We start from the raw sequence: 21451 nt of genomic DNA on the forward strand, positions 1-21451 counted from the left end.
CGCGTTAAGCGGAAAGCGTCAGGCGGAAATCGCGCGGCGTGGAGCCGGTCATCGCTTTGAACTGACGGCTGAAGGCGCTGTGATCGGTATAGCCGCACTGTAGCGCGATGTCGGTGATTGGCAGATCGCCGGCCAGCAGTTCCGTGGCCTTTTCCAGCCGCACTTTATGGATCATCTGGCGCGGGGTGAGGTGGAAGATACGTTTGCAGTAGCGTTCAATCTGCGCCACCGACAACCCGGTCAGCGCCGTCAGCTCTTCAAGCGCGATCGGTCGCGCGTAGTGGCGGCGGATATGCACATCGATCGCCGCCAGCCGTTGGTAGGCCGGGTGATTGGCCCTGGCCTCCTGCAGGTCGTGAGAAATACCCGCCATACCGATGATTCTTCCCTGCGCGTCATACAGCGCCAGCTTTTGCGTCAGGCACCAGCCGGTTTCTCGGCCATTGTACAGGTGCATCTCCAGTTGATCCTGGATCAGCACGCCGTGGCGCAATACCCGCAGATCCTGCTCGGTGTAGCCGGATCCGAGCTGAGCGGGAAAAACGTCGGCGGAGGTCTTGCCCAGCAGCGGCGTGACGGTTTTGAAACCGCAGCGCTTGGCCAGCGTGAGGTTGGCCAGCAGGTAGCGAGCCTGGGCGTCTTTGATAAAGAACACCACGTTCGGGATCGCGTTCAGCAACGGCGCGATCAGCGCCAGCGTATTCAGCAGATCGCGCAGGTTGTTCGGGCGCTGTTGCGCCAGTCCGTCGCACAGACGCGACAGATGTTCGACGGCAAAAACGTCCTCCTGCTCCGGCAACCCAACAAGCGAAGGCGGCGAGAGAGAAACCGGAGGCTGATAGTCTGAAGTGGATCGCATAACAGTCCCTTTTCGGTCGTTAGCCGGAAAAACAGGCGGGCCAGGTTGGCACTTTCGCATCAATATTAACTTTTCTGTAACGAAGCAAGCGCTATTTCCGGCCGGCTGCTAAATATGCGGATTGCCGCATACTTTTGCCGGGCGGAGTTTGGCAGTTGCTTGAAAACTGCGGTGTTTCTCGCTACATAAAGGTTTAGCATGGAAATAACAGTATGATAAATAAGTCATTATTATGGCATTCGTTAAGCGTATACCCGCGCCGCGTCAGACCTGACTTTTATCACTGTGCTGATTTCTTCATTCGCCGCGCCGAAACGCATCAAGCCGCCATGCTCACATTCGTTCAGGCTAATGCCATTGGTAACATCTCATTAACTCAGGAGACGCCGATGGCACTTTCTGCGCATATCACCGTTTTGCGGGCGATCGATTCTCATACCGGCGGAGAGCCGACACGTCTGATCGTGGAAGGGTTTCCCGATCTCGGCGAGGGCAGCATGGCGGAACGGCGGGCGCGTTTCGCGCAACATTATGACGATTGGCGCTGCGCGGTGATGCTCGAACCGCGCGGCAATGACGTGCTGGTGGGGGCGCTGCTGTGTCGCCCCTGCTCGCCGCAGGCCACCGCTGGGGTGATCTTCTTTAACAACAACGGCTATCTGGGTATGTGCGGGCACGGCACTATCGGGCTGATCGCTTCGCTGGCGCACCTGGGGCGCATCCACGCCGGGTGCCATCTCATCGAGACCCCGGTCGGCACGGTAAACGCCACGCTGCATGACGACGGCAGCGTCACGGTGGAGAACGTGGCGGCTTATCGTTACCGTCGCCAGGTGCGGCTTGAGGTTGGGGGATACGGGCCGGTGACGGGGGATATCGCCTGGGGCGGTAACTGGTTCTTCCTGATCGGCGAGTCGCCGTTACCTATCGATAGACAAAATCTGGAGGCATTGACCGCGTTCACCTGGGCGGTGCGGCAGACATTGGAACAGGCGGGCATCTGCGGTGAAGACGGCGGAGTGATAGACCATATCGAACTGTTCGGTGACGATCCGCAGGCCGACAGCCGAAGCTTCGTGTTGTGCCCCGGCAAAGCCTATGATCGTTCTCCGTGCGGTACCGGTACCAGCGCCAAACTGGCGTGTCTGGCGGCGGACGGCAAACTGCCACCGGAAACGCAGTGGCGGCAGGTCAGCGTGATCGGTAGCGAATTCCAGGCCTATTACCGCTGGAATGGCGAACGTATTACTCCTTTTATTCGCGGGCAGGCCTATGTGTGTGCCGATAGCCAACTGCTGCTCGACGAACGCGATCCCTTTGTCTGGGGAATACGCTGATGGGCACCGGACAGAAAGCCGATGTCATCGTGATCGGCGCCGGCATCATCGGCGCTGCCTGTGCCTGGCGGTTGGCGCGGGAAGGGTATCGTGTCTCGGTAGTGGACGATCGTCGCGCCGGTGCGACCGCCGCCGGCATGGGGCATCTGGTATGCATGGACGATAATCCGGCTGAGCTGGCGTTGAGCGCTTATTCGCTGCGGTTATGGCGTGAAGTGACGGGGCGGATGCCGCAAGCGTGTGCCTGGCGCGGCTGCGGAACGCTATGGCTGGCGGATAAAACGGATGAAATGGGCATTGCCGAACAAAAGCGGGCGCGGCTGGCGGAGCAGGGTGTGACTGCGGAACTGCTGACGGCGGAGCAGATCGCCGCCGTGGAGCCGATGCTGCGGCACGGCCTGGCCGGTGGGCTGCGGGTGCCGGCCGACGGCATTGTGTATGCGCCGCTCGTGGCTCGCTGGCTGTTGGACGACGGTAGTGCCGCGATCGACGTGGTACATGGCGAAGCGACAGCATTGGAGGAAGGGGCAGTGAGGCTGGCGGATGGCAGGCGCCTGGCTGCGCCACTGGTAGTCCTGGCCTGTGGCCTCAGGGCCAATAGCCTATTGCCGCAGGCTTTGCTGCACGCCAAGAAGGGCCATCTGGCGATCACCGATCGCTACCCGCCGCGGGTGCGGCATCAACTGGTGGAGTTGGGATATGGCGCCAGCGCGCATGCCAGCGACGGTACGTCGGTGGCATTCAATGTGCAGGCACGGCCCACCGGACAATGGCTGATCGGCTCTTCCCGCCAGTTTGACGCCGTCGATTCGGCGTTGGACATGCCAGTGTTGGCGGCGATGCTCAAGCGTGCGCAGCATTTCTTGCCCGCACTGGCGCAGATGAACATCATTCGCTGCTGGACCGGGCTGCGCGCCGCCTCTGCCGACGGGCTGCCGTTGTTGGGCGCACATCCGCGGCATTCCTGGCTGTGGTTGGCGCTGGGGCACGAGGGATTGGGTGTCACAACCGCCCTTGGTAGTGCCGCGCTGATTACTGCGCAGATCGGCCGGCAAACGCCGGAGATTGATGATTCCCCCTATTTGGCGGCGCGCGCGTTTGCCGTCGAGGAGCTGCCTGTATGAATGAAAGACAAAATACGCTCTCGTTGAGTATCGATGGAGAGCACCGGCGGGTGCCGGTTGGCCTCAGCGTTGCTGCGGCACTCAGCCTGTGCGGTGACGATCGTTGCCGGTTGTCGATTTCACACCAACCACGGGCCCCCTTTTGCGGCATGGGCATTTGTCAGGAGTGCCGGGTGACCATTAACGGTCTGCGTCGCCTGGCGTGCCAGACGCTGTGCCAAGCCGGCATGCGCATCGAGAGGAGCGATGATGAGTAACTTCGACTGTGAGGTGCTGATCGTCGGCGCTGGGCCGGCCGGCATGGCGGCGGCGCTGGCCGCTGCGGAAAGTGGTGGTCAGGTACGAATGATTGATGATAATCCACATCCAGGCGGACAAATCTGGCGAGATGGACCGCAGGTGGCATTGCCTGAAATGGCGAACCGCTATCGGCAGGCGGTGGTGACGAAGGAAAATATTGCGCTGCAGTCCGGCTGCAAGCTGGTGGCGCAGTGTGGCGCTAACCGATTGGCATATGAAGATGCCGAAGGCTGCGGCGTGATTCGCTATCAAAAGTTGATTTTATGCAATGGCGCTCGTGAACTCCTGTTGCCGTTTCCCGGCTGGACGCTGCCGGGGGTGACCGGCGCCGGTGGTCTACAGGCGCAAATCAAGCAAGGGCTGACAATCCGCGGTGAGCGAGTAGTGATAGCAGGCAGTGGTCCACTGCTGTTGGCGGTGGCGAACAGCGTAAAACAGGCCGGCGGCGAGGTGGTGCTGGTGGCTGAGCAGGCACCGCTTTGGCGGTTGGCGGCGTTTGCGGGCGGCTTGTGGCGCTGGCCAGCCAAGCTGCATCAGGCGTTTTCTCTGATGCCGCATCGTTATCGTGCCGGTAGCCGGGTGCTGGCGGCGTTGGGGCAAGACCGTTTAACCTCGGTGCACGTCAATAACGGTGGGCGGCAAAGAACGATCGCCTGCGACAGGTTAGCCTGCGGTTTTGGATTGGTGGCGAACATCGAGTTGGCCATGCTGCTGGGGTGTCGGATAGAACACGGTGCCGTAGCGGTGGATCATTGTCAGCAAACCAGCCAGGCGCAAATTTATGCCGCCGGGGAATGTACCGGCATCGGCGGCAGTGAATTGGCGCTCACCGAAGGCGCCATCGCCGGTTATGCCGCCACCGGTCAGAAGGAAAAAGCCGATTTTATGATGGCGCAGCGGCAGCGGTGGCGGCGTTTCGCCACGGCGACAGCGGCCGCTTTTACGCTCGATGAACGCATGAATTCTCTGGCCAAACCGCAGACGCTGCTGTGCCGCTGCGAAGACGTCGCGCTGGAACAGGTCCGCCATCAGCCGGATTGGAACACGGCTAAGCTAAGTAGCCGCTGTGGCATGGGGGCATGCCAGGGTAAAGTCTGCGCGGCGGCGGCGAGGCAGCTTTTGGGCTGGCCTTTACCGCTACCGCGTGTGCCTTTAACGCCGGTCAGGGCGGAAACACTGGTTGCGCTGGGGCTGAACCGAAGTGATGACGACGGCTGAATGGATTAGCGGCATGTCACCCTAGGCAAACGCCGCCACATCACCATTGCGGCCAATAGTAGGTTTTCTCTCGCCAACCTTTGCTGTACATACAGGCTTCGATGGTGGCGTTTCGGGCGGACTGATTGCGGTCGGTCTGCACCGTCTTAATCGACGGCTCTTTGTCATAGCGGTATCCCGATGGGCAATCTTTCTTATTTTTCTCGCAAGGGATGTATTTGTTTTCGTAGCTGAACTCCACGTCCCGCACCACGTCCGGCGGAAAACGATCGTAGCCGCGGCTGCGGCATTCGGCATATTCGGCATCCCGGGTACTCTCGACCGCGCCGGGCCTTTCCCATTGGGTGCAGGCGGTCATCATCAAAAGCGGCAAAACAATCAAACAACGGTAATTCTTCATGGTGTCCCTAACTCTTTCTCTGTCCTGAGGCTCTCCGACTAGGAATGTTCCTAACTGGCGAGGTAGGAAAGTGTAATAAACTGGCGGAATAATTGGAAATGATAATGGTTATTGTTTAGGTATGATTGAGGAAGTGCCGCGTTGAGAGAGGATGTGGCACATTGGGGAAGTCTGTAGGGATCTGCGACCACACGACGAAGGTGGGTCGATGTGGTGCTGGTTTTATTCATTCTTTTTATGCCGTAATGATCCGAGCGCAATTGCATCGTTTTGATGAGTGAAATAATACGCATGCTAAGTATATTCTTATCTTGCCTGACTATTATTTTTATTTAGGATATTTACCCATGCCAAGGATTTAATACTCGGTATTAATACTCTATTTTTTTATTTCTGTTTTTTTATTGGGGTTTTATTTCCGGGTTTTTTCTGGGGAAGGCTTTTAGTTACAGGGAATTCATTTGCATTTTAAATTTGGATTTTTTAAATTAATTTTAGAGGAAGGGTAATCGTACGCGACAGCGTCAAAAAAGGAGTTTATTTTGTCTGGGATAAAGAAAACGCCTGAAAGTCATGACGGTTTACCTTCACCATCAGAGGATTATGATACTTTCAAGCACCTCTCCGATGTGGGGGCCGTGTTGGGATATGGGCGAACTCGCTTTTATCAGTGGTGCCGCGGACGCGGATTTCTAACCCCAATGAACGTTCCATCACATGAAATGATCAGCCTGGGATATATGGTGGCGGTGTTATCAGAGACCGGTCATACCCGAGTTTACGTCACGCAGGATGGTTTCAGTTACGTCAGTGGTGCTTTTGCGGCAGATATCCAACGTGGCATGGTCAAGTTTTAAATCTGCAAGAATCGCCTTTATTTCAATAGCTTTAATGCAGAATCTTCTTATTCTTTCCGGTTTGTGGGTGAGTGGGAAGTTATCCGATTTTTTCGTCTCTGCAGTATGAATGCTACTGGAGACAGCTATTCTCTTGTTACGATAAGCATTATTTTCTTCAGGAGCCAAGGATGAAGCATTACGCCGCGTTGTTATTTGCCTCTGCACTGTTGACGGGATGTGCGACTCAAGTCGTACCGCCGCAACAGGCTGAATTGCCGCCCCCAAGCCGTCTGATGCTCTATCAGAATATCCCGGATACGCCTTACGCTACGGTAGTGGTGGTGCGCGACAGCGGAATGCTAGCGGGGAGCTGTCGCACCGGCGTCTATGTGAATGGGGAGTTCGCCGCTTCGCTGGGGTCGAAAGAGAAAGCAGAATTTCGCGTGCCGCCAGGCAATATTACGGTCAGTATCGGGCAAGATATGATCGAGAATAATCTGTGTATTTGGCGTGAGACCGGCGGCAGTGTACCGATGACGCTGCGCGCCGGTGAAAGCCGCTATCTGCGTATCGCGGGCGATCGGCAGAGAGGCTTCGTTTTGCAGGCAGGGCGGCCGTAACATTTCCGGCAAGGGCGTTAACGCCCTTGCCACCATCCCCACAGCGTAATGAGTAGCCACGCCGCTGCAATCCAGCACAGTACCGCCGCGCCCAGCGCTAACGACAGCCGCAGACTGTTAATCAGGAAATACAGCGAAATCAAATACACCAGGTAGGGCAACACCGCCCACATGCCGAAAATCAGCGTCGTTTTTAGCGCCGCTATTGAACGTTCGCTGCCGACAACATAATGCGCAATCAAAGCAAAAGTGGGGAAGAGCGGGACTAAACCGGCGATATAATAGTTGCGCGTTTTGGCCAACAGGCCAATCAGAACCACGACCAGCGCGCCGATCAGCGCTTTGACAAGGATGCCCATAACGGTCTCGGGTGTGGGGGAAAGTCAACACACTGCCCGAAAGTCTGTGCAAGATCAATGGCGTGTTGCGTAGCGCGGGGAAAAACAGACCCGCATGAAACGCGGGTCTGAGAGGCAACGCTTACTGGCGGTAAGCGTGCTTGATTTGCTGAATGCTGTTCTTGAAGATTTCCGCCTGAGTCGGATCTTCAATCTGGGCAATGAAACGTTCCATGTTGATGATGACTTTCCCGGCGTCGGCCTGGCCGATCGACTTCAGGATCAGCGTCAGCGTAGCTTTGAGGCAGGCAACCTCGGTCGCCAAGATTTCCGGGTTTGCAGACGTAGTGAAATCAACGTTGCTCATTTTCTCTCCTGATTTTTTGAGGCCGTAGCCTGATACAAGCTGCTTTGGCGCACCGCGCGTGGGCTAAACAGTTGTCGCGCGCGGTGGCGAATTTAACTGGGCGCGGAGTATAGCATAGCATGCGTCCATCATCTGCACCGGGCTTGCTCCGGTCACGCGGGTGGGCAACGTTCGCTCATTGCTTGTCCGAATCATCCTCTATCGGCAAGTTATTTCGAGGTGGTTAACAAGTATTTGTCCGGCACGTTATTGTTGAACGATGGGGTTATTATAATTATTTGGAGCGTAGTACACCGATTTTAGCGGCGTTTGCCGGGAATAATAGTTTCGACCGTGGGTTGCCAGACCCGCGTTGGCAGCGGATTTGGCTACGCCTTTAAATATCAAATGATTACAAATAGCCAATAGCCGTGTTAATATTATTCATGTCGTGATTGCTTACACAGATTTCTCACTCGCAGCATGATTGTCGCGCTATCCTGTGTCTGGTACAGCGCCGCGGAATTATTTTCGTCGCCTGATGTTTTCCGACGTGACGATTTATCGGCGGCATAGACGGCTAAAATTGAAAAATCAGCTCTGCTCCGCAAAGTTATTCGAAAGTATGTATTAATCTGTGTTCATTCTTGTCTGAAAAACAAGTAATATCTCTGGCGAAAACAGAGGCCGATTGCGTTACTCCCTTTTTTTGGAGATTTTTCCTTGATTAGCGTTCTTCTTGTTGATGACCACGAACTGGTGCGCGCAGGGATACGACGCATTCTTGAAGATATCAAAGGTATAAAAGTTGTCGGTGAGGCCCAGTGCGGTGAAGACGCCGTAAAATGGTGCCGTGGCAACGCTGTCGATATCGTGCTGATGGACATGAATATGCCGGGCATTGGCGGGCTGGAAGCCACGCGCAAGATTGTGCGTTATGCGCCCGACGTCAAAGTCATCATGTTGACCATCCATACTGAAAATCCTTTGCCCGCGAAGGTGATGCAGGCGGGGGCCGCCGGTTACCTGAGCAAGGGCGCCGCGCCGCAAGAAGTGATTAACGCCTTGCGTTCCGTGCATGCGGGGCAGCGCTATATCGCGTCTGACATCGCTCAGCAGATGGCCTTGAGTCAGCTGGAGCCGCAGGCTGAAACGCCGTTCAGCTGCCTGTCTGAACGCGAGTTACAGATCATGTTGATGATCACCAAAGGCAAAAAAGTGAATGAGATCTCGGAGCAACTGAGTCTCAGCCCAAAAACGGTGAACAGCTACCGTTACCGCATGTTCAGCAAACTGAATATCAGCGGCGACGTCGAATTGACTCACCTGGCCATCCGACATGGATTGTTCAATGCGGAGACGTTGTTAAGCAGTGAATGATCGTTTTGATGCCAAAGCCTTCCTGAGTACCGTCACCAGCCAACCCGGCGTCTATCGTATGTACGACGCCACGGGGACGGTGATCTACGTCGGTAAAGCCAAAGACCTGAAAAAGCGTCTCGCCAGCTACTTTCGGCAGCAGGTCAGCAGCCGTAAGACCGAGACGCTGGTTAAAAATATCGCGCAAATAGACGTAACGGTTACCCATACCGAAACGGAAGCGCTGTTGTTGGAACATAACTACATTAAATTGTACCAACCGCGATATAATGTTCTTTTGCGAGACGATAAATCTTATCCGCTGATTTTTCTCAGCGCGGATACCCATCCCCGTTTGGCGGTGCATCGCGGCGCCAAACACGCCAAGGGCGAATATTTCGGGCCTTTTCCCAACTCTTACGCCGTACGCGAAACGCTGGCGCTGCTGCAGAAGCTGTTCCCGATCCGCCAGTGCGAAAACAGCGTGTATCGCAACCGTTCACGTCCGTGTCTGCAGTATCAGATCGGCCGCTGTCTGGGGCCTTGCGTCGCCGGCCTGGTGAGTGAAGAAGAATATCGGCAACAGGTGGACTACGTGCGGCTGTTCCTTTCAGGCAAAGATCAACAGGTATTGCACCAGCTGATTGCGCGCATGGAAGAAGCCAGCAAACTGCTTAATTTCGAAGAGGCGGCGCGCATTCGCGATCAAATTCAGGCCGTACGCCGCGTCACGGAGCGGCAGTTCGTGTCGGGCGACAGCGACGATCTGGACGTGATTGGCGTGGCGTTCGATGCCGGTATGGCGTGCCTGCACGTGCTGTTCATCCGACAGGGCAAGGTGCTGGGCAGCCGCAGCTATTTCCCTAAAGTGCCGGGTGGTACGGAGATGAGCGAGGTGGTGCAGACCTTTGTTGGCCAGTTCTATCTGCAAGGCAGCCAGGCGCGCACGCTGCCCGGCGAGATCCTGCTGGATTTCAGCCTGCCGGAAAAAGACCTGCTTGCGGAATCGCTCTCCGAGTTGGCGGGGCGCAAGATCCAAATTCAAAGCAAACCGCGCGGCGATCGCGCCCGTTATCTGAAGCTGGCGCGCACCAACGCGGCAACGGCGTTGACGACCAAGCTGTCGCAGCAGTCGACTATTCATCAGCGGCTGGCGGAATTGGCCAAGGTGCTGAACCTGACGGAAATCAACCGCATGGAGTGCTTCGATATCAGCCATACCATGGGCGAGCAGACCGTGGCTTCGTGCGTGGTGTTCGACGGTAACGGCCCCGTGCGAGCGGAGTATCGGCGCTATAATATCAGCGGCATTACTCCTGGTGATGACTACGCGGCGATGACGCAGGTGCTGAAGCGCCGTTACGGCAAGGCGCTGGAAGAGAAAAAGATCCCGGATGTCATCTTCATCGACGGCGGTAAAGGGCAACTCGGCATGGCGATCGAGGTATTCAAATCGCTGAACGTCACCTGGGACAAGAATAAGCCGTTGCTGATCGGCATCGCCAAAGGCGCCGACCGCAAGGCCGGGTTAGAAACGTTGTTCTTCGTCCCGGAAGGCGAGGGAATTTCTCTGCCGCCGGATTCGCCGGCGCTGCATGTGATCCAACACATCCGCGACGATTCGCACAATCATGCGATTACCGGTCACCGGCAGAGAAGGGCGAAAGTCAGAAATACCAGCGCATTGGAGCTGATTGAAGGCGTAGGGCCGAAACGGCGCCAGGTGCTGTTGAAGTATATGGGCGGACTGCAACCTTTGTTGAACGCCAGCGTGGAGGAAATTGCAAAAGTGCCGGGTATTTCACAAGCATTGGCAGAAAAGATCTACAATGCATTGAAACACTGAGGGCAATGTAGCAACATACTCTTAATTTCCACTCTAGCCAGATAGTTACCGTAGCATTATGCAATTGAATATACCGACTTGGCTTACCCTGTTTCGCGTAGTTCTGATCCCATTCTTTGTGCTGGCGTTTTATCTGCCGTTCAACTGGGCTCCGATGGTTTGCGCCGTTATCTTTGTGTTTGCCGCCGTCACCGACTGGTTTGACGGCTTCCTGGCACGTCGCTGGAAACAAACAACGCGCTTCGGGGCGTTTTTGGATCCGGTCGCTGACAAAGTGATGGTGGCGGTGGCGCTGGTGCTGGTGGCGGAGCACTACCACAGCTGGTGGATCACGCTGCCGGCGGCCACCATGATCGCCCGTGAAATCATCATTTCGTCGCTGCGTGAGTGGATGGCGGAAATTGGCAAACGCAGCAGCGTGGCGGTGTCCTGGATTGGCAAAGTGAAAACCATGGCGCAGATGATGTCGCTGGTGGGCTTGCTGTGGCGGCCGGATCGCTCCGTAGAGTATGTGGCGATTGGTTTGCTGTATATCGCGGCGGTGCTGACTTTCTGGTCGATGTTCCAATATTTGAACGCGGCACGCAACGATCTGCTGGAACCGTGATCGATACGCTGCAAAAATCGGCAAACGATCGTGATGCGCCAACAATTTTATTGACTCATCACGTCAGGTAAGTAGAATGCATCGCATCAGACGACAACGATGAATTGCCGAAAGATAGCAAAGAAATCAGTCAGTTCTGGTAATGCGGGAATAGCTCAGTTGGTAGAGCGCAACCTTGCCAAGGTTGAGGTCGCGAGTTCGAGCCTCGTTTCCCGCTCCAAATTTTGATCTGCAGAGTTCTTTGGAATTCCATTGAGGTTTGTAAATCATTGAAAAAAGGGGCGAAAGCCCCTTTTTTTATTCCAGAGGTTTTCCCTGGAATCCAGCGCCAGCCAACACTTTTTAGTCCATTTTTTAGTCCATCAATACGGACGCGAGCTTGTGCGCCATTGTTGCTGTATGGCACTGGGCGATATGCCGACCATCTGTTCCTGAACCAGGCACAGAGGAGTTAGACATGGCACTTTCCGATACCACCATTCGGCAGGCAAAAGCCGTTGCCAAGGCATGCACACTCGGCGACACTGATGGCCTCGCGTTGGCCGTGTCACCCGAAGGCAACAAAAGTTGGCACTTTCGGTATTCCTGGAACAGCAAGCAGAAATGGTTGTCTCTGGGTACTACCCTGGAATCTCCCTCAAAGAAGCCCGCACTCGTCGCGACATCGCTTGTGAATTGGTTGCCCGCGGCATCAACCCCTGCAAGCAAAGAAACCAGGACCGCAGACACGCCTTTCTCGCTGAGAATCACACCTTCCAGAAGGTGTTCGAGCAATGGTTCGAGTTTCGCAAGAAGAGTCTGAAGGCGGGCCGTTAAAGCACACAGGAGCAGATCCAGCGAATCTTCCTCAGAGATATTCTCCTGACCCTCGGCCCTCAATCTGTCTATGAGATCAAGCGTACGGACTTGTTGGATATCCTCGAGAGCATTGAACGCCGTGGGGCTTTCACAACGGCCGTCACCCGATGTACCGCTATGCCCTGGTTAAGGTTGCGGACCTGGAGCAGAATCCGGCGTCTGACCTTGATGTAGTGGCCGCGCCCAAATCCCCCGTTCGACACAACCCCCTTCCTGCATATGGGCGGACTGCCTGAATTGTTGTAGAAGCTCCGTGCCTACAGGGGACAGTTGCAAACTCAGCTGGTGCTACGGTTGTTGATGTTGACTGGTGTGCACACGGGCGAACTTCGCTTGGCGACGCCTGATCAGTTTCACTTGGATCAAGGTTTCTGGATCATCCCTCCGGAGATCGTCAAGCAACTGCAGCTGGATATGAACAGGGACGGCAAACAATCATCGGATAAGCGTCTGTTGTTGATGGCGATGGCGATGGCGCTGTTCACGCTGGGCAATGAGGTAGTCAGCCTGGCAGTAGAGCGCGACCTGGGATTCGAGTGCCACTCCTATCCCATACCGATCACAACTGATCCGAGTACCCCACTACAGGTTGCGTACGACATTGAGAGCCGCACTGCTCTGGGCCACCGGCATTATTTCTATCGTGTTGATATTCAGATGCTCCGGCTGCTGGATGATCCAGAATACAGTGTTGGCGATGTCCTCAGGACCAATAGCTTTTACATCTTTGTACAGAGCTTCGACCGCTTCCATATTGCCATTGAGTCGTACCACCGAGAATTCAGTCCCAGAACACAGGCCGGGCTCGATATTGGTAACTCTCACATGGGTACCAGCCAAATCGGCGCGCAGATTCAAACTGAATTGTTTAACGAAAGCCTTGCTGGCTCCATATACATTACCTCCCGGATATGGGTAGGTCCCGGCGATCGATCCAATGTTGATGATCAGTCCGCTGTTAGCCTCAACCATCCCTGGCAGAACTCGATGAGTGACGAGGGCAAGACCGGTGATGTTAGTGGCGATCATGCGCTCCCAATTTTGTACATTGCTCTGCTGTGCACGCTCAATGCCCAACGCCAGCCCAGCATTATTCACCAGTATATCAATGGAGAACGGGGCCTCACTCACCTGCTCGAACGCCTTGTCGAGGGACAGCGGATCAGTGACATCCAGCGGCAGCGGGATGAACTGTTCGCCAAGCTCCTGCCGCAGGAGCAAGAGCTTCTCCATGCGGCGTGCAGCGCCTATGACCCGATAGCCTTCGGCAATCAGCCGATGACAGATTGCTTTACCAAAGCCGGCTGAAGCCCCGGTGACTAATGCAGTTCGCATACTATTCCTACCTTTGTTAGAAATATCGTTGGAAACTCAGGCCAGATACTTCACGCCAAGACTGGCGAACAAGCAGAGCATCGAAAATACTAGAGCTTTACGCACGACGTCATTGCCCTTACGAATTGCCAAGGCACTGCCCAGATGGTTGCCAAGGATGTTGCAGGCCACCAACGGCAAAGCAAGCAAATAAATCACCTTGCCGGCAATAACAAATGCCACCAGCGCCCCGATGTTTGAGGCAAAGTTGAATGTCTTGGAGTTTGCGGAACTGGAAACCAGGTCCATTTTGAGCAGGTAGTGAAAGGCAATAATAAACATGCTTCCTGTGCCTGGCCCGAAGAAACCATCATAGAAGCCAATAACCAAGCATGTCAGTGGCACCACAGTAAACAGCATTCCATGAGACAAGACATGTTCCTGTACTGGCCGATCTTTTGGTGTAAGAAAAATCAGAATACCAAAGGGGATCAAAGCAAGAATGATCTTACCGACTGTTTCCTGTGGAATTGAAACAATCAGGTTCGCCCCCAGATACGCGCCCAATAGCGAAAATGGGACGCCTACAAGAGCCACCTTCCAGACCATCTTGCTATTGACCAGAAAATTCCTTATCGCCGCAAGAGTTCCCAAGGTACTGACTAATTTTTCCTGGCCCAGTGCGACTTGCGGCGGCAGGCCAACGAGCAAAAAGCCCGGCACCAAGAACAAGCCTCCACCACCTGCGATGCTGTCGACAAAGCCAGCTATAAACGCAATAGTACCCAGCAAAATAATCGCAAATATCCAATGCTCAGCCCAATAGGCTCCTAGTAGTTCCATGGTAATACCTCTATAAGAAAAAATTCAGGAAAGAACTTCGTAAAGATGATCTGCACGCGCCAAGCGCACTCGGCTCAGGCTATTGACCGCGAACAAACGAATTAGCCAACGATCTGCACCGTCATTCTGCGGCTCGAAAGCATCCCGAGCGTGGAGTACCCGCTGGTTCTTGAAGATCATGAAGTCCCCAGGTAGCAAGAGATGCGGCTTATCGAACTTACGGGTTTCAAGCATCGTTCGCAGGACATCAAGCGCGTGTGCGGCAGGGGTATTTGTGCCGTACGTGTTTTCACTATCGAAACGACACAACCACTCGTTGGCCAACCCTCGGACCAACACAGCCAGGTTAGGCGTCGAACGACGATTACTGGCGAAAGAATCCGGGCGTCGCACTTCAAAATTCGGCAAACTCAGTTCATGCACAATAGAATCCGGAAGGCTGTTGAGGACTTCATCAAGATTGACTAGTGTGGTGTTGATTCGTGGGTCGCAGCGTATGCCGACGAACGACAAGTACTCCGGGCAGCACGAAATATCGCCGACAGCCTCAGACGACAACGGCAAATCTGGGTTGTCTACGTGGTAGGAAAAGCGAAGACGGGAACCGTGAGAACTTTTCTGACTAGCTGATGCTCGTGAAGGAATCACATGCCGAAATAAACGACCGTCATTTTCACCTTCGTATACGACGGGGTGAATACCTAACAGGCTTTGCAGCGAGAGGTTCACGAGGCAGGCAATGGGGGTGCTCTCCGGGCTCAACACGCCAGAGTACGGTGTCGGCGGAGTATCACGATCTCGTGGGCAATTCCTTATCACCATTGCAGTAATCGTCGGGTCTTCAACGAATGTACGGATCTGGCGAGTTAGTTCGGCTCCAATTATGTCCTGGGCCTGCTCCTTAAGCTGAAAATAAATATCCTTGGTGGATTCAAAATCCAGCGGAGTCTGGCTTAACACCGTTTGCCATGCGCTGGAGGTGACCCATGGCAGGCGGATCTCCAACGTTGTCACAGACTCGGTGTCCTGATTGTGCTGTGTGCATTCCATTTCAACTAAGTTTCCATATTTCGGTGCTCGACTCGCTTGATTTGCGGACAGCACTCCCTGTTGTTGTTTTTTGTGATTTAAATCACGTTTTTTTTGCTTTGTCTCAAGCAGACGCCATTAATGAATCGATCAATTCAACCTAATTGCATCGATTCAATTACTGTAATTGAATCGATTGCGGAAATTCAATTAATTTCCGTCACACTGATTTAACTAACACATGCTTTGGTATTAATTTTTTGATTTTAAACTATTTATTTTTATTTTAATTCTCTGGCTACCTGCGGTTTTTGCGAGAATTAGGGTGGGCTAAGTAATGAAATCAAGGAAATATTCTGAAAATAGCTCGATAACCTTTAACGGGTTCCTCGATTACACCCATAACGCTTGCATATACTTTTATGCTAGGATTTGGCATTCATGAAGATATCTGGTGCTTTACCTATGTGGGTCCCTCAATACAGCGATCATGAGAAACCGGTTTACCTGATGATTGCCGATGCCCTGGAGCAGGACATCAATTCCGGGCGCCTGCAGCCTGACGAGCGGCTGCCAACGCTCAAGGATCTCGCTGGAACTTTGAAAGTCACTCCTGGGACCATTGGCCGTGCCTATGACGAAGCGGCCAAACGTGGGCTAGTGATCGGTGAGGTCGGTCGCGGGACCTTTGTCCTGCCTGCCCAAACCAAGGCTGCGCCACGCGCGATAGGCGAGCGCTCCCCCGAAGACAATGCACAGATTGATCTTTCAATAATTAAGCCTAGTGACGCCGACATAGACGGTTGGTTGCGGCAGTCAATTATTGAACTCGCGCACTCAGCGGATTTGGGCCGTGTGATGGACTACACCAGCGATGGTGGGCACGCAGTACACAAGCAAGCGGGGGCTCGTTGGGTGCAACGCAGTCTGCCAGATGCAACGTGGCAGCAGATCGTCCTCACTTCCGGAGCGCAGCATGGCTTGCTAGTGGCGATCAGTAGCCTATCGAAAACCAATGATGTGATTTTGTGCGAAGAGCATTGCTATCCTGGAATCATCTCTCTTGCTCATAGCCTCGATCGGCGACTGCAGGGCGTACAGATAGATGAATTCGGGCTACTCCCTGAGGCCTTCCGCGCCGCTTGCGTTGAGCACCGCCCAGCGTTACTAATTTGCGTAACCACCCACCAAAATCCAACTAATTCAATCATGCCCCCGGAGCGTCGCGAGGCAATCGCGCAGATTGCCCGCGAGCATGATGTATTCATTATTGACGATGATATTTACGGTTTTCTGGAGGTCCAGCCAGCGAGTAAACCGATTTCGGCCTATGCACCTGAGCGATCCATCTATTTGACGAGCCTTTCAAAGAGCATTCTTCCCGCGTTACGTATTGGCTACCTGTACGCGCCTCCTGAGACTCTCTCACGCTTGTCATCCATGGTCCGTAGCAGCGTATGGATGCCTTCGCCGATGATGGCACAGTTGGCCAGCAACGTGATCTGCAGCGGTATGGGTGAGCGATTAGTCAAAGCGCAGCAAGATGAGGCCGCTGCACGGCAGAGACTGGTCAAGGAAGTTCTTGGCAGTTATCGAATTTGCAGCCAGCCCAACAGCTTCCACGTTTGGTTGGAATTGCCCGAACCATGGACTTGCGATGAGTTTGCCAACTTGGCCCGTGCTCATGGGGTAATGGTCGTTAGCGGCAGCCAGTTCCTAGCACAGCGTACTATCGCCTCTAATGGCGTGCGAATTGCCTTGATGTCACCGAGTCGCGCCGAACTGAAGTTTGCGTTAACCACGCTGGCCAGCTTGCTAGCCTCTCCCGAACCACGCTTGTTTTACTAAAGCAGCGCATACATATAAGTAGCCGTCAGGCGACAGTTCGTCGGGGGAGGCCGTGTCCAATGGAGCTTCGATCCTTAGCCTGAATCAATCTTTGGGCATTTAAGGGGCTCTGCGACTGGTTCTACAGCTTTTCCACTAAAAGTAACTTGCACTAACTCAGCAGACCCTCCGTCCTTCTAAGTGGGCAAGCTTGTCATCGAATGATAAGCCAAGCTGCACCCAATCAGTAACGCTGCTGTCAGGGCATTGAGCTGGCACGGTAGAGTGATAGAACAACTTCATATGTCCCTATATCTCCAGTCGTTTTCATACCGTAGGATGCCCCGTTGAACGGCGAAAACAGGCACATTTGATTGGACATCGTGCCGGTGCTCTGCAGGGGGATTGATGCCGACCCATCGTGCGTTGGACAACCTGGCGTAAGTCCCCAGCTCTGCAGTTGCGTTGGCCGTTCAGGGCTGCGGCGCTGGAGATTGCGCGATGTCCCCATGATGATGTTTTACATGATATCCCATCATCATAAGCAGGTGAAAAGCCGGAGAGGGGGAGGTAAGCGATTCCTGTAGAGAAAAAAAGATCCGATTTGCCCGTGAACTCCCGAGCCGACGCATATAAAATCAACATTCCGCTTGCCTTTCCGTCGGCATTGTGAACAGTGCGCCCACAAAATAAGCAGTTGAAAGCGTTAGAGAACTTTTTGCTATTTCGGGGGGTTGCCAAGGTGGGGGGTTTAGTCCATAATGCAGTCCATCGATTCGGCGGTAACGAAATAAATTACTTAAGAATCAGATGATTAGGATAAGCGATTTCAACATCGCCAACCAAAAGAACAAAACGAAGTGGGTGAATCACCGGCTTTGGCCTGAAAAGGCAAACAGAATAAAGGCGCGTTAACAAAGCGGTTATGTAGCGGATTGCAAATCCGTCCAGTCCGGTTCGACTCCGGAACGCGCCTCCAACTTTCCCGAGCCCGGGTGGTGAAATCGGTAGACACAAGGGATTTAAAATCCCTCGGCTTATGGCTGTGCGGGTTCAAGTCCCGCCCCGGGTACCAGGGAATAAAAATACCGAATAATCAAAGCAATAAGTAGTAATGTCGTAGACCGCCGAGAGGCGGTTTTTTTGTTTCTGGAATTCGCATTACACCTGCATTCTGCCCTTTCTTGCCATACCCTATCCCCTTGGATTGTCATCCTGCTTGCAGGGAGCCCCGCAGGGCTCCGAAGTACAACTCATAAGAAACCGAACGCCGCGGCGAGGATCCAACCGAAGACGCAGGAGACGCTGACGCCGATCAGGCCGGGCAGAATAAAGCTGTGGTTGATCACGAAGCGGCCGATGCGGGTGGTGCCGGAGCGGTCGAACTGGATCGCCGCCAGATCGCTGGGGTAGGTTGGCAAAATATAGTAGCCATAGCAGGCCGGCGCCGAAGCGACGATATAGGCCGGGTTGACGCCGATTGCCAACGCCACCGGCACCAACGCCGCCAGTGCGGCGGCCTGCGAATTGACGAATTTCGACACCAGCAGCAGGATCAGCGCATAGGCCCAAGGGTACTCTTTCACCAGCACGCCCAGCGTGGCTTCTATCTGCGCCAGGTGCGCGCCGAACATGGTTTCCGCCATCCAGGCGACGCCATACACCGCCACGATGGCGATCATGCCGGAACGGAACACCTCGTTTTTAGAGATAGACGCCGGGTTGGTGCGGGTAATGATGACGATCAGCGCCCCGGCCATCAGCATACACATCTGGATCACCAGGACCATGGAGAGCGGTTTGCCACCGAAGCTGGGCCGCAGGTCGGAAAAGGCTCCCAGCACCGCTACCAGGGCGATAGTGGCGAGGAAAATCCACATGGCGATCCAGTTGCTGCGCGGTAATACCCGGTCCAGCAGGGTGGCGGCGTCGCCATAGACGTAGCGATGGTTCTCCGGCACCGAGATGAATTTCTGGAACTCGGGATCTTTGTCCAGGTCTTTGCCGCGGAACCAACTGAAGATGCCGATCGCCAGAATGCCGCACAGGGTGGAAGGTATGGTGATAGACAGCAGATCGAGGAATTCCAGATGGCGGCCATTGAAGGTGTAGCTACTGAGCATCGCCACCAGTGAAACGACCGCCACTGAGACTGGGCTGGCGATAATGCCCATCTGCGCGCCGATCGAGCTGGCCGCCATCGGCCGTTCCGGGCGGATGTTATTTTTGATCGCCACGTCATAGATGATTGGCAAGATGGTGTAGACCACATGGCCGGTGCCACACAGGATCGTGAGAATGCAGGTGACGAACGGTGCGATGATCGAGACATAACGCGGGTTGCGCCGCAGCATCCGCTCGGCGATCTGCAGCATGACGTCCAACCCGCCTGAGGCCTGCAGGGTGGCGGAGGCCGCCACCACCGCGATGATCACCAGCATCACGTCTACCGGCGGTTTGCCGGGCTGCAGGTGAAAGCCGAACACCAGGATCATCAAACCGATACCGCCCAGTAACCCCAGCGCAATGCCGCCCTTACGCGCCCCATACAGCAAGCATGCCAATATAACCGCTAATTGCAGAAAGAAATCCATGATAGATACGCCTTAATAATGTTGAACTTAACTGCGTTCAGTTTCCGGCGGCGTTTACAGCAGAAAGTTGTTTTAAATCTAAAGGCGCTAAAAAATTGTGGTTATTAACTCTAAAGAGTGATGGCGGTCACGTTCAGAGAATCTGAAGAGCAGGCGGCTGACGACATCAGCACGAAAAAGCAAGTCAAGAGGTCAGACCTCTTCTATATAACCGGTTCACCACCAGAGGAGAGAGCAATGGATCCGACAAAAATGACGGGGTTGGCGTTATTACAGGCTGCGATGGCCGGCAAAATTCCACCGGCTTCAATCGCTGAAACGGTGCCCATGAAACCGGACGCGGTTGAAGAGGGGTATATCCGTATTGTGGCGCGAGCAGACGGGCGCCATCTGAATCCGTTGGGGGGCGTACATGGCGGTTTCGCCGCTACGGTATTGGACTCGGTGACCGGTTGCGCGGTGCACAGTACGCTGGGCGCAGGGATTGGTTATGGCACCGTCGATCTGCAGGTTAAAATGTTGCGCCCGGTGCCAAAGGAGAGTGATCTGATCGCCGAGGGGCGTCTGGTCTATGCGTCGAAAAATGTCGCTTTCGCCGAAGGCACGCTCAAAACGGCGGAAGGGAAGCTGCTGGCCTCGGCAACCGCCACGTGTTTTATCATTCGTCCTACCGATCAAGCCCCGCAATAACCTGCCTTTATCGGGCTTCGGGCTATCAACCCGGGGCCTGATGCATTTCTCTTCGGCTGCATACCTTGCTGCGCTACGATGACAGGCGCGATACGCCATTGTGGTCTAGTATTCTTGGGTAAAAATTTATCGGGGTGGTTATGCAGCCGTATAAAGAGGTTGAGTTTGATCATGAGCTTTGTCTGGCGATCGGCAAAGCCGTATTAGACGTGGTGGCGCAGGGGGAAGAAACCAGCGCTCCGGCGGTGATGAACGCGATTGAGCGCTCGGTGGAACAGGGGCTGAATGACGACGAAACCGCCATCGCCGACGACGCTCTGGATTTGATGGCTCGTCTCATCCACGGCTTCAGGTTCATTAATCTAGAGGGTGAAGAGGACAGTCCCCATGCATTGGTTGAATTTCAAGCGCTACAAGAGTGACGTTGCCAAACAGGCCGTGCCGCCGCATTTGAATGCGGCCGAATTTGCACGGCATTACGCCGATAAGCCGCAAACCGATACGGAAGAGTATCTTTCGCTCAGCGGGGAGATGTGCTGGGATGCGGTGGTGCTTTGTGCCCACCGTTCTGGCGCGCTCAGCAAGGCGAAATACAAGCAGTTGTGGCAGACGGTGTTCGATAAGCAATACAAACATTTCGTTAGCCCGGATGATACCGAGATCCGCACTATGGCCGATATGCTGCGCGCGCCGCAGGGATGTTTTATCGGCATATTCTCCCTGCGCGACGCGGCTGCGCCCCGTTTGCTGCATGCCATGATCGGTACCGGTGCGGGATTTGCCGCAGGCAATAAAAATCTTTGCATCGGCGTGGGGGGCGCGGTCGGCTGGGAAAATCTCAATCTGGCGCGCGATCTGCGCTGGCAGCCGGAAGGCGGTTTTTTACGCCAGGGTGATAACGAAGTGCTGCGCATTTTTTATCGGCCTTTCCCCGCCTGAGCCGGTCCGGATGCTTTTAGAGTAAAAAAACCGCCGTCTGGCGGTTTTTTGTTGTAAGCCTTAAACCACCTCCTAAGGAGGTGGTGATTGAACCTGTGAGGCTCTAGCCTGAAGGAAACCCATGCCGGAATATTCCAGCTTACTCACCACAAGTAAGAAGGAAA

General features: G+C 54.5%; 21 protein-coding genes, 3 tRNA genes and 1 pseudogene. 17 read left to right on the forward strand and 8 right to left on the reverse strand.

All coding sequences use genetic code 11. The annotated features are described in order from the left end of the window. Nucleotides 1-4: 4 nt before the first annotated feature. A complete protein-coding gene (locus ACJ8J4_RS14205; RefSeq protein WP_025302353.1) occupies nucleotides 5-859 on the reverse strand; it encodes an AraC family transcriptional regulator in 855 nt (284 codons plus the stop codon). A gap of 389 nt (nucleotides 860-1248) precedes the next feature. Here ACJ8J4_RS14205 and ACJ8J4_RS14210 point away from each other — a divergent pair, with 389 nt between their 5' ends. From ACJ8J4_RS14210 to ACJ8J4_RS14225, 4 genes are read left to right on the forward strand one after another with little or no spacing between them, the layout of a single operon-like run. Further along, nucleotides 1249-2196 (forward strand): 4-hydroxyproline epimerase, encoded by a 948-nt coding sequence (locus ACJ8J4_RS14210; RefSeq protein WP_148123308.1) that lies wholly within the window; start codon nucleotides 1249-1251, stop codon nucleotides 2194-2196. Next, a complete protein-coding gene (locus ACJ8J4_RS14215) occupies nucleotides 2196-3320 on the forward strand; it encodes an NAD(P)/FAD-dependent oxidoreductase (protein ID WP_025302355.1) in 1125 nt (374 codons plus the stop codon). Before ACJ8J4_RS14210 ends, ACJ8J4_RS14215 begins: the two co-directional genes overlap by 1 nt. Beyond that, nucleotides 3317-3577 carry a (2Fe-2S)-binding protein gene (locus tag ACJ8J4_RS14220; RefSeq protein ID WP_025302356.1) on the forward strand — a complete coding sequence of 87 codons (261 nt, stop codon included), beginning with the start codon at nucleotides 3317-3319 and terminating at the stop codon, nucleotides 3575-3577. The genes ACJ8J4_RS14215 and ACJ8J4_RS14220 overlap by 4 nt, the downstream gene beginning before the upstream one ends. Further along, nucleotides 3570-4838 carry an NAD(P)/FAD-dependent oxidoreductase gene (locus ACJ8J4_RS14225; protein ID WP_197835413.1) on the forward strand — a complete coding sequence of 423 codons (1269 nt, stop codon included), beginning with the start codon at nucleotides 3570-3572 and terminating at the stop codon, nucleotides 4836-4838. Before ACJ8J4_RS14220 ends, ACJ8J4_RS14225 begins: the two co-directional genes overlap by 8 nt. Nucleotides 4839-4878: 40 nt before the next feature. Here the strand turns inward: ACJ8J4_RS14225 and ACJ8J4_RS14230 are convergent, their stop codons facing one another. Then, entirely contained in the window at nucleotides 4879-5238 is a 360-nt protein-coding gene (locus ACJ8J4_RS14230) for a hypothetical protein (RefSeq protein ID WP_025302358.1), read from the reverse strand. Nucleotides 5239-5780: 542 nt separating this feature from the next. Here ACJ8J4_RS14230 and ACJ8J4_RS14235 point away from each other — a divergent pair. Both ACJ8J4_RS14235 and ACJ8J4_RS14240 read left to right on the forward strand, forming a co-directional pair. Beyond that, nucleotides 5781-6095 (forward strand): hypothetical protein, encoded by a 315-nt coding sequence (locus ACJ8J4_RS14235; protein ID WP_127146676.1) that lies wholly within the window; start codon nucleotides 5781-5783, stop codon nucleotides 6093-6095. Between the two features lie 170 nt (nucleotides 6096-6265). After that, nucleotides 6266-6697 carry a hypothetical protein gene (locus ACJ8J4_RS14240; RefSeq protein WP_025302359.1) on the forward strand — a complete coding sequence of 144 codons (432 nt, stop codon included), beginning with the start codon at nucleotides 6266-6268 and terminating at the stop codon, nucleotides 6695-6697. Nucleotides 6698-6714: 17 nt separating this feature from the next. On the opposite strand, the gene ACJ8J4_RS14245 is transcribed toward ACJ8J4_RS14240, so the two are convergent. Next, entirely contained in the window at nucleotides 6715-7056 is a 342-nt protein-coding gene (locus ACJ8J4_RS14245; RefSeq protein ID WP_025302360.1) for a GlpM family protein, read from the reverse strand. Nucleotides 7057-7177: 121 nt separating this feature from the next. After that, nucleotides 7178-7402 carry a DUF2594 family protein gene (locus tag ACJ8J4_RS14250; protein WP_004927950.1) on the reverse strand — a complete coding sequence of 75 codons (225 nt, stop codon included), beginning with the start codon at nucleotides 7400-7402 and terminating at the stop codon, nucleotides 7178-7180. Nucleotides 7403-8104: 702 nt separating this feature from the next. On the opposite strand from ACJ8J4_RS14250, the gene uvrY reads away from it, so the two are divergent. From uvrY to ACJ8J4_RS14275, 5 genes and pseudogenes are all read left to right on the forward strand, one after another. Then, entirely contained in the window at nucleotides 8105-8761 is a 657-nt protein-coding gene (gene uvrY / locus ACJ8J4_RS14255; protein ID WP_004927947.1) for a UvrY/SirA/GacA family response regulator transcription factor, read from the forward strand. Next, nucleotides 8754-10586: an excinuclease ABC subunit UvrC gene (uvrC, locus tag ACJ8J4_RS14260; RefSeq protein WP_025302361.1), complete on the forward strand. Its 1833-nt coding sequence runs from the start codon at nucleotides 8754-8756 to the stop codon at nucleotides 10584-10586. Before uvrY ends, uvrC begins: the two co-directional genes overlap by 8 nt. Before the next feature lie 58 nt (nucleotides 10587-10644). Beyond that, complete coding sequence (gene pgsA / locus ACJ8J4_RS14265) at nucleotides 10645-11193, forward strand: CDP-diacylglycerol--glycerol-3-phosphate 3-phosphatidyltransferase (protein ID WP_004927937.1); 549 nt, start codon at nucleotides 10645-10647, stop codon at nucleotides 11191-11193. Between the two features lie 144 nt (nucleotides 11194-11337). After that, nucleotides 11338-11413 (forward strand) — tRNA-Gly (locus ACJ8J4_RS14270). Between the two features lie 237 nt (nucleotides 11414-11650). Next, nucleotides 11651-12009, forward strand: a pseudogene (locus ACJ8J4_RS14275) (Arm DNA-binding domain-containing protein). 624 nt (nucleotides 12010-12633) lie between these two features. Here ACJ8J4_RS14275 and ACJ8J4_RS14280 read toward each other — a convergent pair. The 3 genes from ACJ8J4_RS14280 to ACJ8J4_RS14290 are packed head-to-tail and all read right to left on the reverse strand — an operon-like array spanning nucleotide 12634 to nucleotide 15222. Beyond that, nucleotides 12634-13386, reverse strand: a complete 753-nt coding sequence (locus ACJ8J4_RS14280; RefSeq protein ID WP_072008267.1) for an SDR family NAD(P)-dependent oxidoreductase — start codon at nucleotides 13384-13386, stop codon at nucleotides 12634-12636. A gap of 36 nt (nucleotides 13387-13422) precedes the next feature. Next, complete coding sequence (locus ACJ8J4_RS14285; protein ID WP_025302363.1) at nucleotides 13423-14208, reverse strand: sulfite exporter TauE/SafE family protein; 786 nt, start codon at nucleotides 14206-14208, stop codon at nucleotides 13423-13425. 24 nt (nucleotides 14209-14232) lie between these two features. Continuing rightward, complete coding sequence (locus ACJ8J4_RS14290) at nucleotides 14233-15222, reverse strand: TauD/TfdA family dioxygenase (RefSeq protein WP_264383912.1); 990 nt, start codon at nucleotides 15220-15222, stop codon at nucleotides 14233-14235. 456 nt (nucleotides 15223-15678) lie between these two features. Between ACJ8J4_RS14290 and ACJ8J4_RS14295 the strand changes: the two genes are divergently transcribed. The 3 genes from ACJ8J4_RS14295 to ACJ8J4_RS14305 all read left to right on the forward strand — a co-directional run bounded on the left by ACJ8J4_RS14295 (nucleotide 15679) and on the right by ACJ8J4_RS14305 (nucleotide 18139). Further along, nucleotides 15679-17085 carry an aminotransferase-like domain-containing protein gene (locus ACJ8J4_RS14295; protein WP_225735594.1) on the forward strand — a complete coding sequence of 469 codons (1407 nt, stop codon included), beginning with the start codon at nucleotides 15679-15681 and terminating at the stop codon, nucleotides 17083-17085. Nucleotides 17086-17969: 884 nt separating this feature from the next. Next, nucleotides 17970-18043: transfer RNA gene (locus tag ACJ8J4_RS14300), tRNA-Cys, on the forward strand. A 10-nt stretch (nucleotides 18044-18053) separates the two neighbouring features. After that, nucleotides 18054-18139 (forward strand) — tRNA-Leu (locus ACJ8J4_RS14305). Between the two features lie 178 nt (nucleotides 18140-18317). Here ACJ8J4_RS14305 and ACJ8J4_RS14310 read toward each other — a convergent pair. Next, nucleotides 18318-19658: an anaerobic C4-dicarboxylate transporter gene (locus ACJ8J4_RS14310; RefSeq protein ID WP_025302367.1), complete on the reverse strand. Its 1341-nt coding sequence runs from the start codon at nucleotides 19656-19658 to the stop codon at nucleotides 18318-18320. Between the two features lie 120 nt (nucleotides 19659-19778). On the opposite strand from ACJ8J4_RS14310, the gene ACJ8J4_RS14315 reads away from it, so the two are divergent. The 3 genes from ACJ8J4_RS14315 (at nucleotide 19779) to ACJ8J4_RS14325 (ending at nucleotide 21287) form a co-directional block, all read left to right on the forward strand. Next, complete coding sequence (locus ACJ8J4_RS14315) at nucleotides 19779-20348, forward strand: PaaI family thioesterase (RefSeq protein ID WP_230203371.1); 570 nt, start codon at nucleotides 19779-19781, stop codon at nucleotides 20346-20348. A gap of 140 nt (nucleotides 20349-20488) precedes the next feature. After that, complete coding sequence (locus ACJ8J4_RS14320) at nucleotides 20489-20770, forward strand: hypothetical protein (RefSeq protein WP_025302369.1); 282 nt, start codon at nucleotides 20489-20491, stop codon at nucleotides 20768-20770. Then, a complete protein-coding gene (locus ACJ8J4_RS14325) occupies nucleotides 20736-21287 on the forward strand; it encodes a hypothetical protein (RefSeq protein WP_025302370.1) in 552 nt (183 codons plus the stop codon). The genes ACJ8J4_RS14320 and ACJ8J4_RS14325 overlap by 35 nt, the downstream gene beginning before the upstream one ends. The last annotated feature ends 164 nt before the right edge of the window (nucleotides 21288-21451 follow it).

Origin of the sequence: Serratia sp. CY47280 (genome assembly GCF_052168655.1) — a bacterium.
GTDB lineage: Bacteria > Pseudomonadota > Gammaproteobacteria > Enterobacterales > Enterobacteriaceae > Serratia > Serratia bockelmannii.

Excerpts from the sequence above, each read along its gene's own strand:
- ACJ8J4_RS14205 (WP_025302353.1), bottom strand. The coding sequence starts at position 859 with ATGCGATCCACTTCAGACTATCAGCCTCCGGTTTCTCTCTCGCCGCCT.
- ACJ8J4_RS14210 (WP_148123308.1), top strand. The coding sequence starts at position 1,249 with ATGGCACTTTCTGCGCATATCACCGTTTTGCGGGCGATCGATTCTCAT.
- ACJ8J4_RS14215 (WP_025302355.1), top strand. The coding sequence starts at position 2,196 with ATGGGCACCGGACAGAAAGCCGATGTCATCGTGATCGGCGCCGGCATC.
- ACJ8J4_RS14220 (WP_025302356.1), top strand. The coding sequence starts at position 3,317 with ATGAATGAAAGACAAAATACGCTCTCGTTGAGTATCGATGGAGAGCAC.
- ACJ8J4_RS14225 (WP_197835413.1), top strand. The coding sequence starts at position 3,570 with ATGAGTAACTTCGACTGTGAGGTGCTGATCGTCGGCGCTGGGCCGGCC.
- ACJ8J4_RS14230 (WP_025302358.1), bottom strand. The coding sequence starts at position 5,238 with ATGAAGAATTACCGTTGTTTGATTGTTTTGCCGCTTTTGATGATGACC.
- ACJ8J4_RS14240 (WP_025302359.1), top strand. The coding sequence starts at position 6,266 with ATGAAGCATTACGCCGCGTTGTTATTTGCCTCTGCACTGTTGACGGGA.
- ACJ8J4_RS14245 (WP_025302360.1), bottom strand. The coding sequence starts at position 7,056 with ATGGGCATCCTTGTCAAAGCGCTGATCGGCGCGCTGGTCGTGGTTCTG.
- ACJ8J4_RS14250 (WP_004927950.1), bottom strand. The coding sequence starts at position 7,402 with ATGAGCAACGTTGATTTCACTACGTCTGCAAACCCGGAAATCTTGGCG.
- pgsA (WP_004927937.1), top strand. The coding sequence starts at position 10,645 with ATGCAATTGAATATACCGACTTGGCTTACCCTGTTTCGCGTAGTTCTG.
- ACJ8J4_RS14280 (WP_072008267.1), bottom strand. The coding sequence starts at position 13,386 with ATGCGAACTGCATTAGTCACCGGGGCTTCAGCCGGCTTTGGTAAAGCA.
- ACJ8J4_RS14285 (WP_025302363.1), bottom strand. The coding sequence starts at position 14,208 with ATGGAACTACTAGGAGCCTATTGGGCTGAGCATTGGATATTTGCGATT.
- ACJ8J4_RS14295 (WP_225735594.1), top strand. The coding sequence starts at position 15,679 with ATGAAGATATCTGGTGCTTTACCTATGTGGGTCCCTCAATACAGCGAT.
- ACJ8J4_RS14310 (WP_025302367.1), bottom strand. The coding sequence starts at position 19,658 with ATGGATTTCTTTCTGCAATTAGCGGTTATATTGGCATGCTTGCTGTAT.
- ACJ8J4_RS14315 (WP_230203371.1), top strand. The coding sequence starts at position 19,779 with ATGGCGGTCACGTTCAGAGAATCTGAAGAGCAGGCGGCTGACGACATC.
- ACJ8J4_RS14320 (WP_025302369.1), top strand. The coding sequence starts at position 20,489 with ATGCAGCCGTATAAAGAGGTTGAGTTTGATCATGAGCTTTGTCTGGCG.
- ACJ8J4_RS14325 (WP_025302370.1), top strand. The coding sequence starts at position 20,736 with ATGCATTGGTTGAATTTCAAGCGCTACAAGAGTGACGTTGCCAAACAG.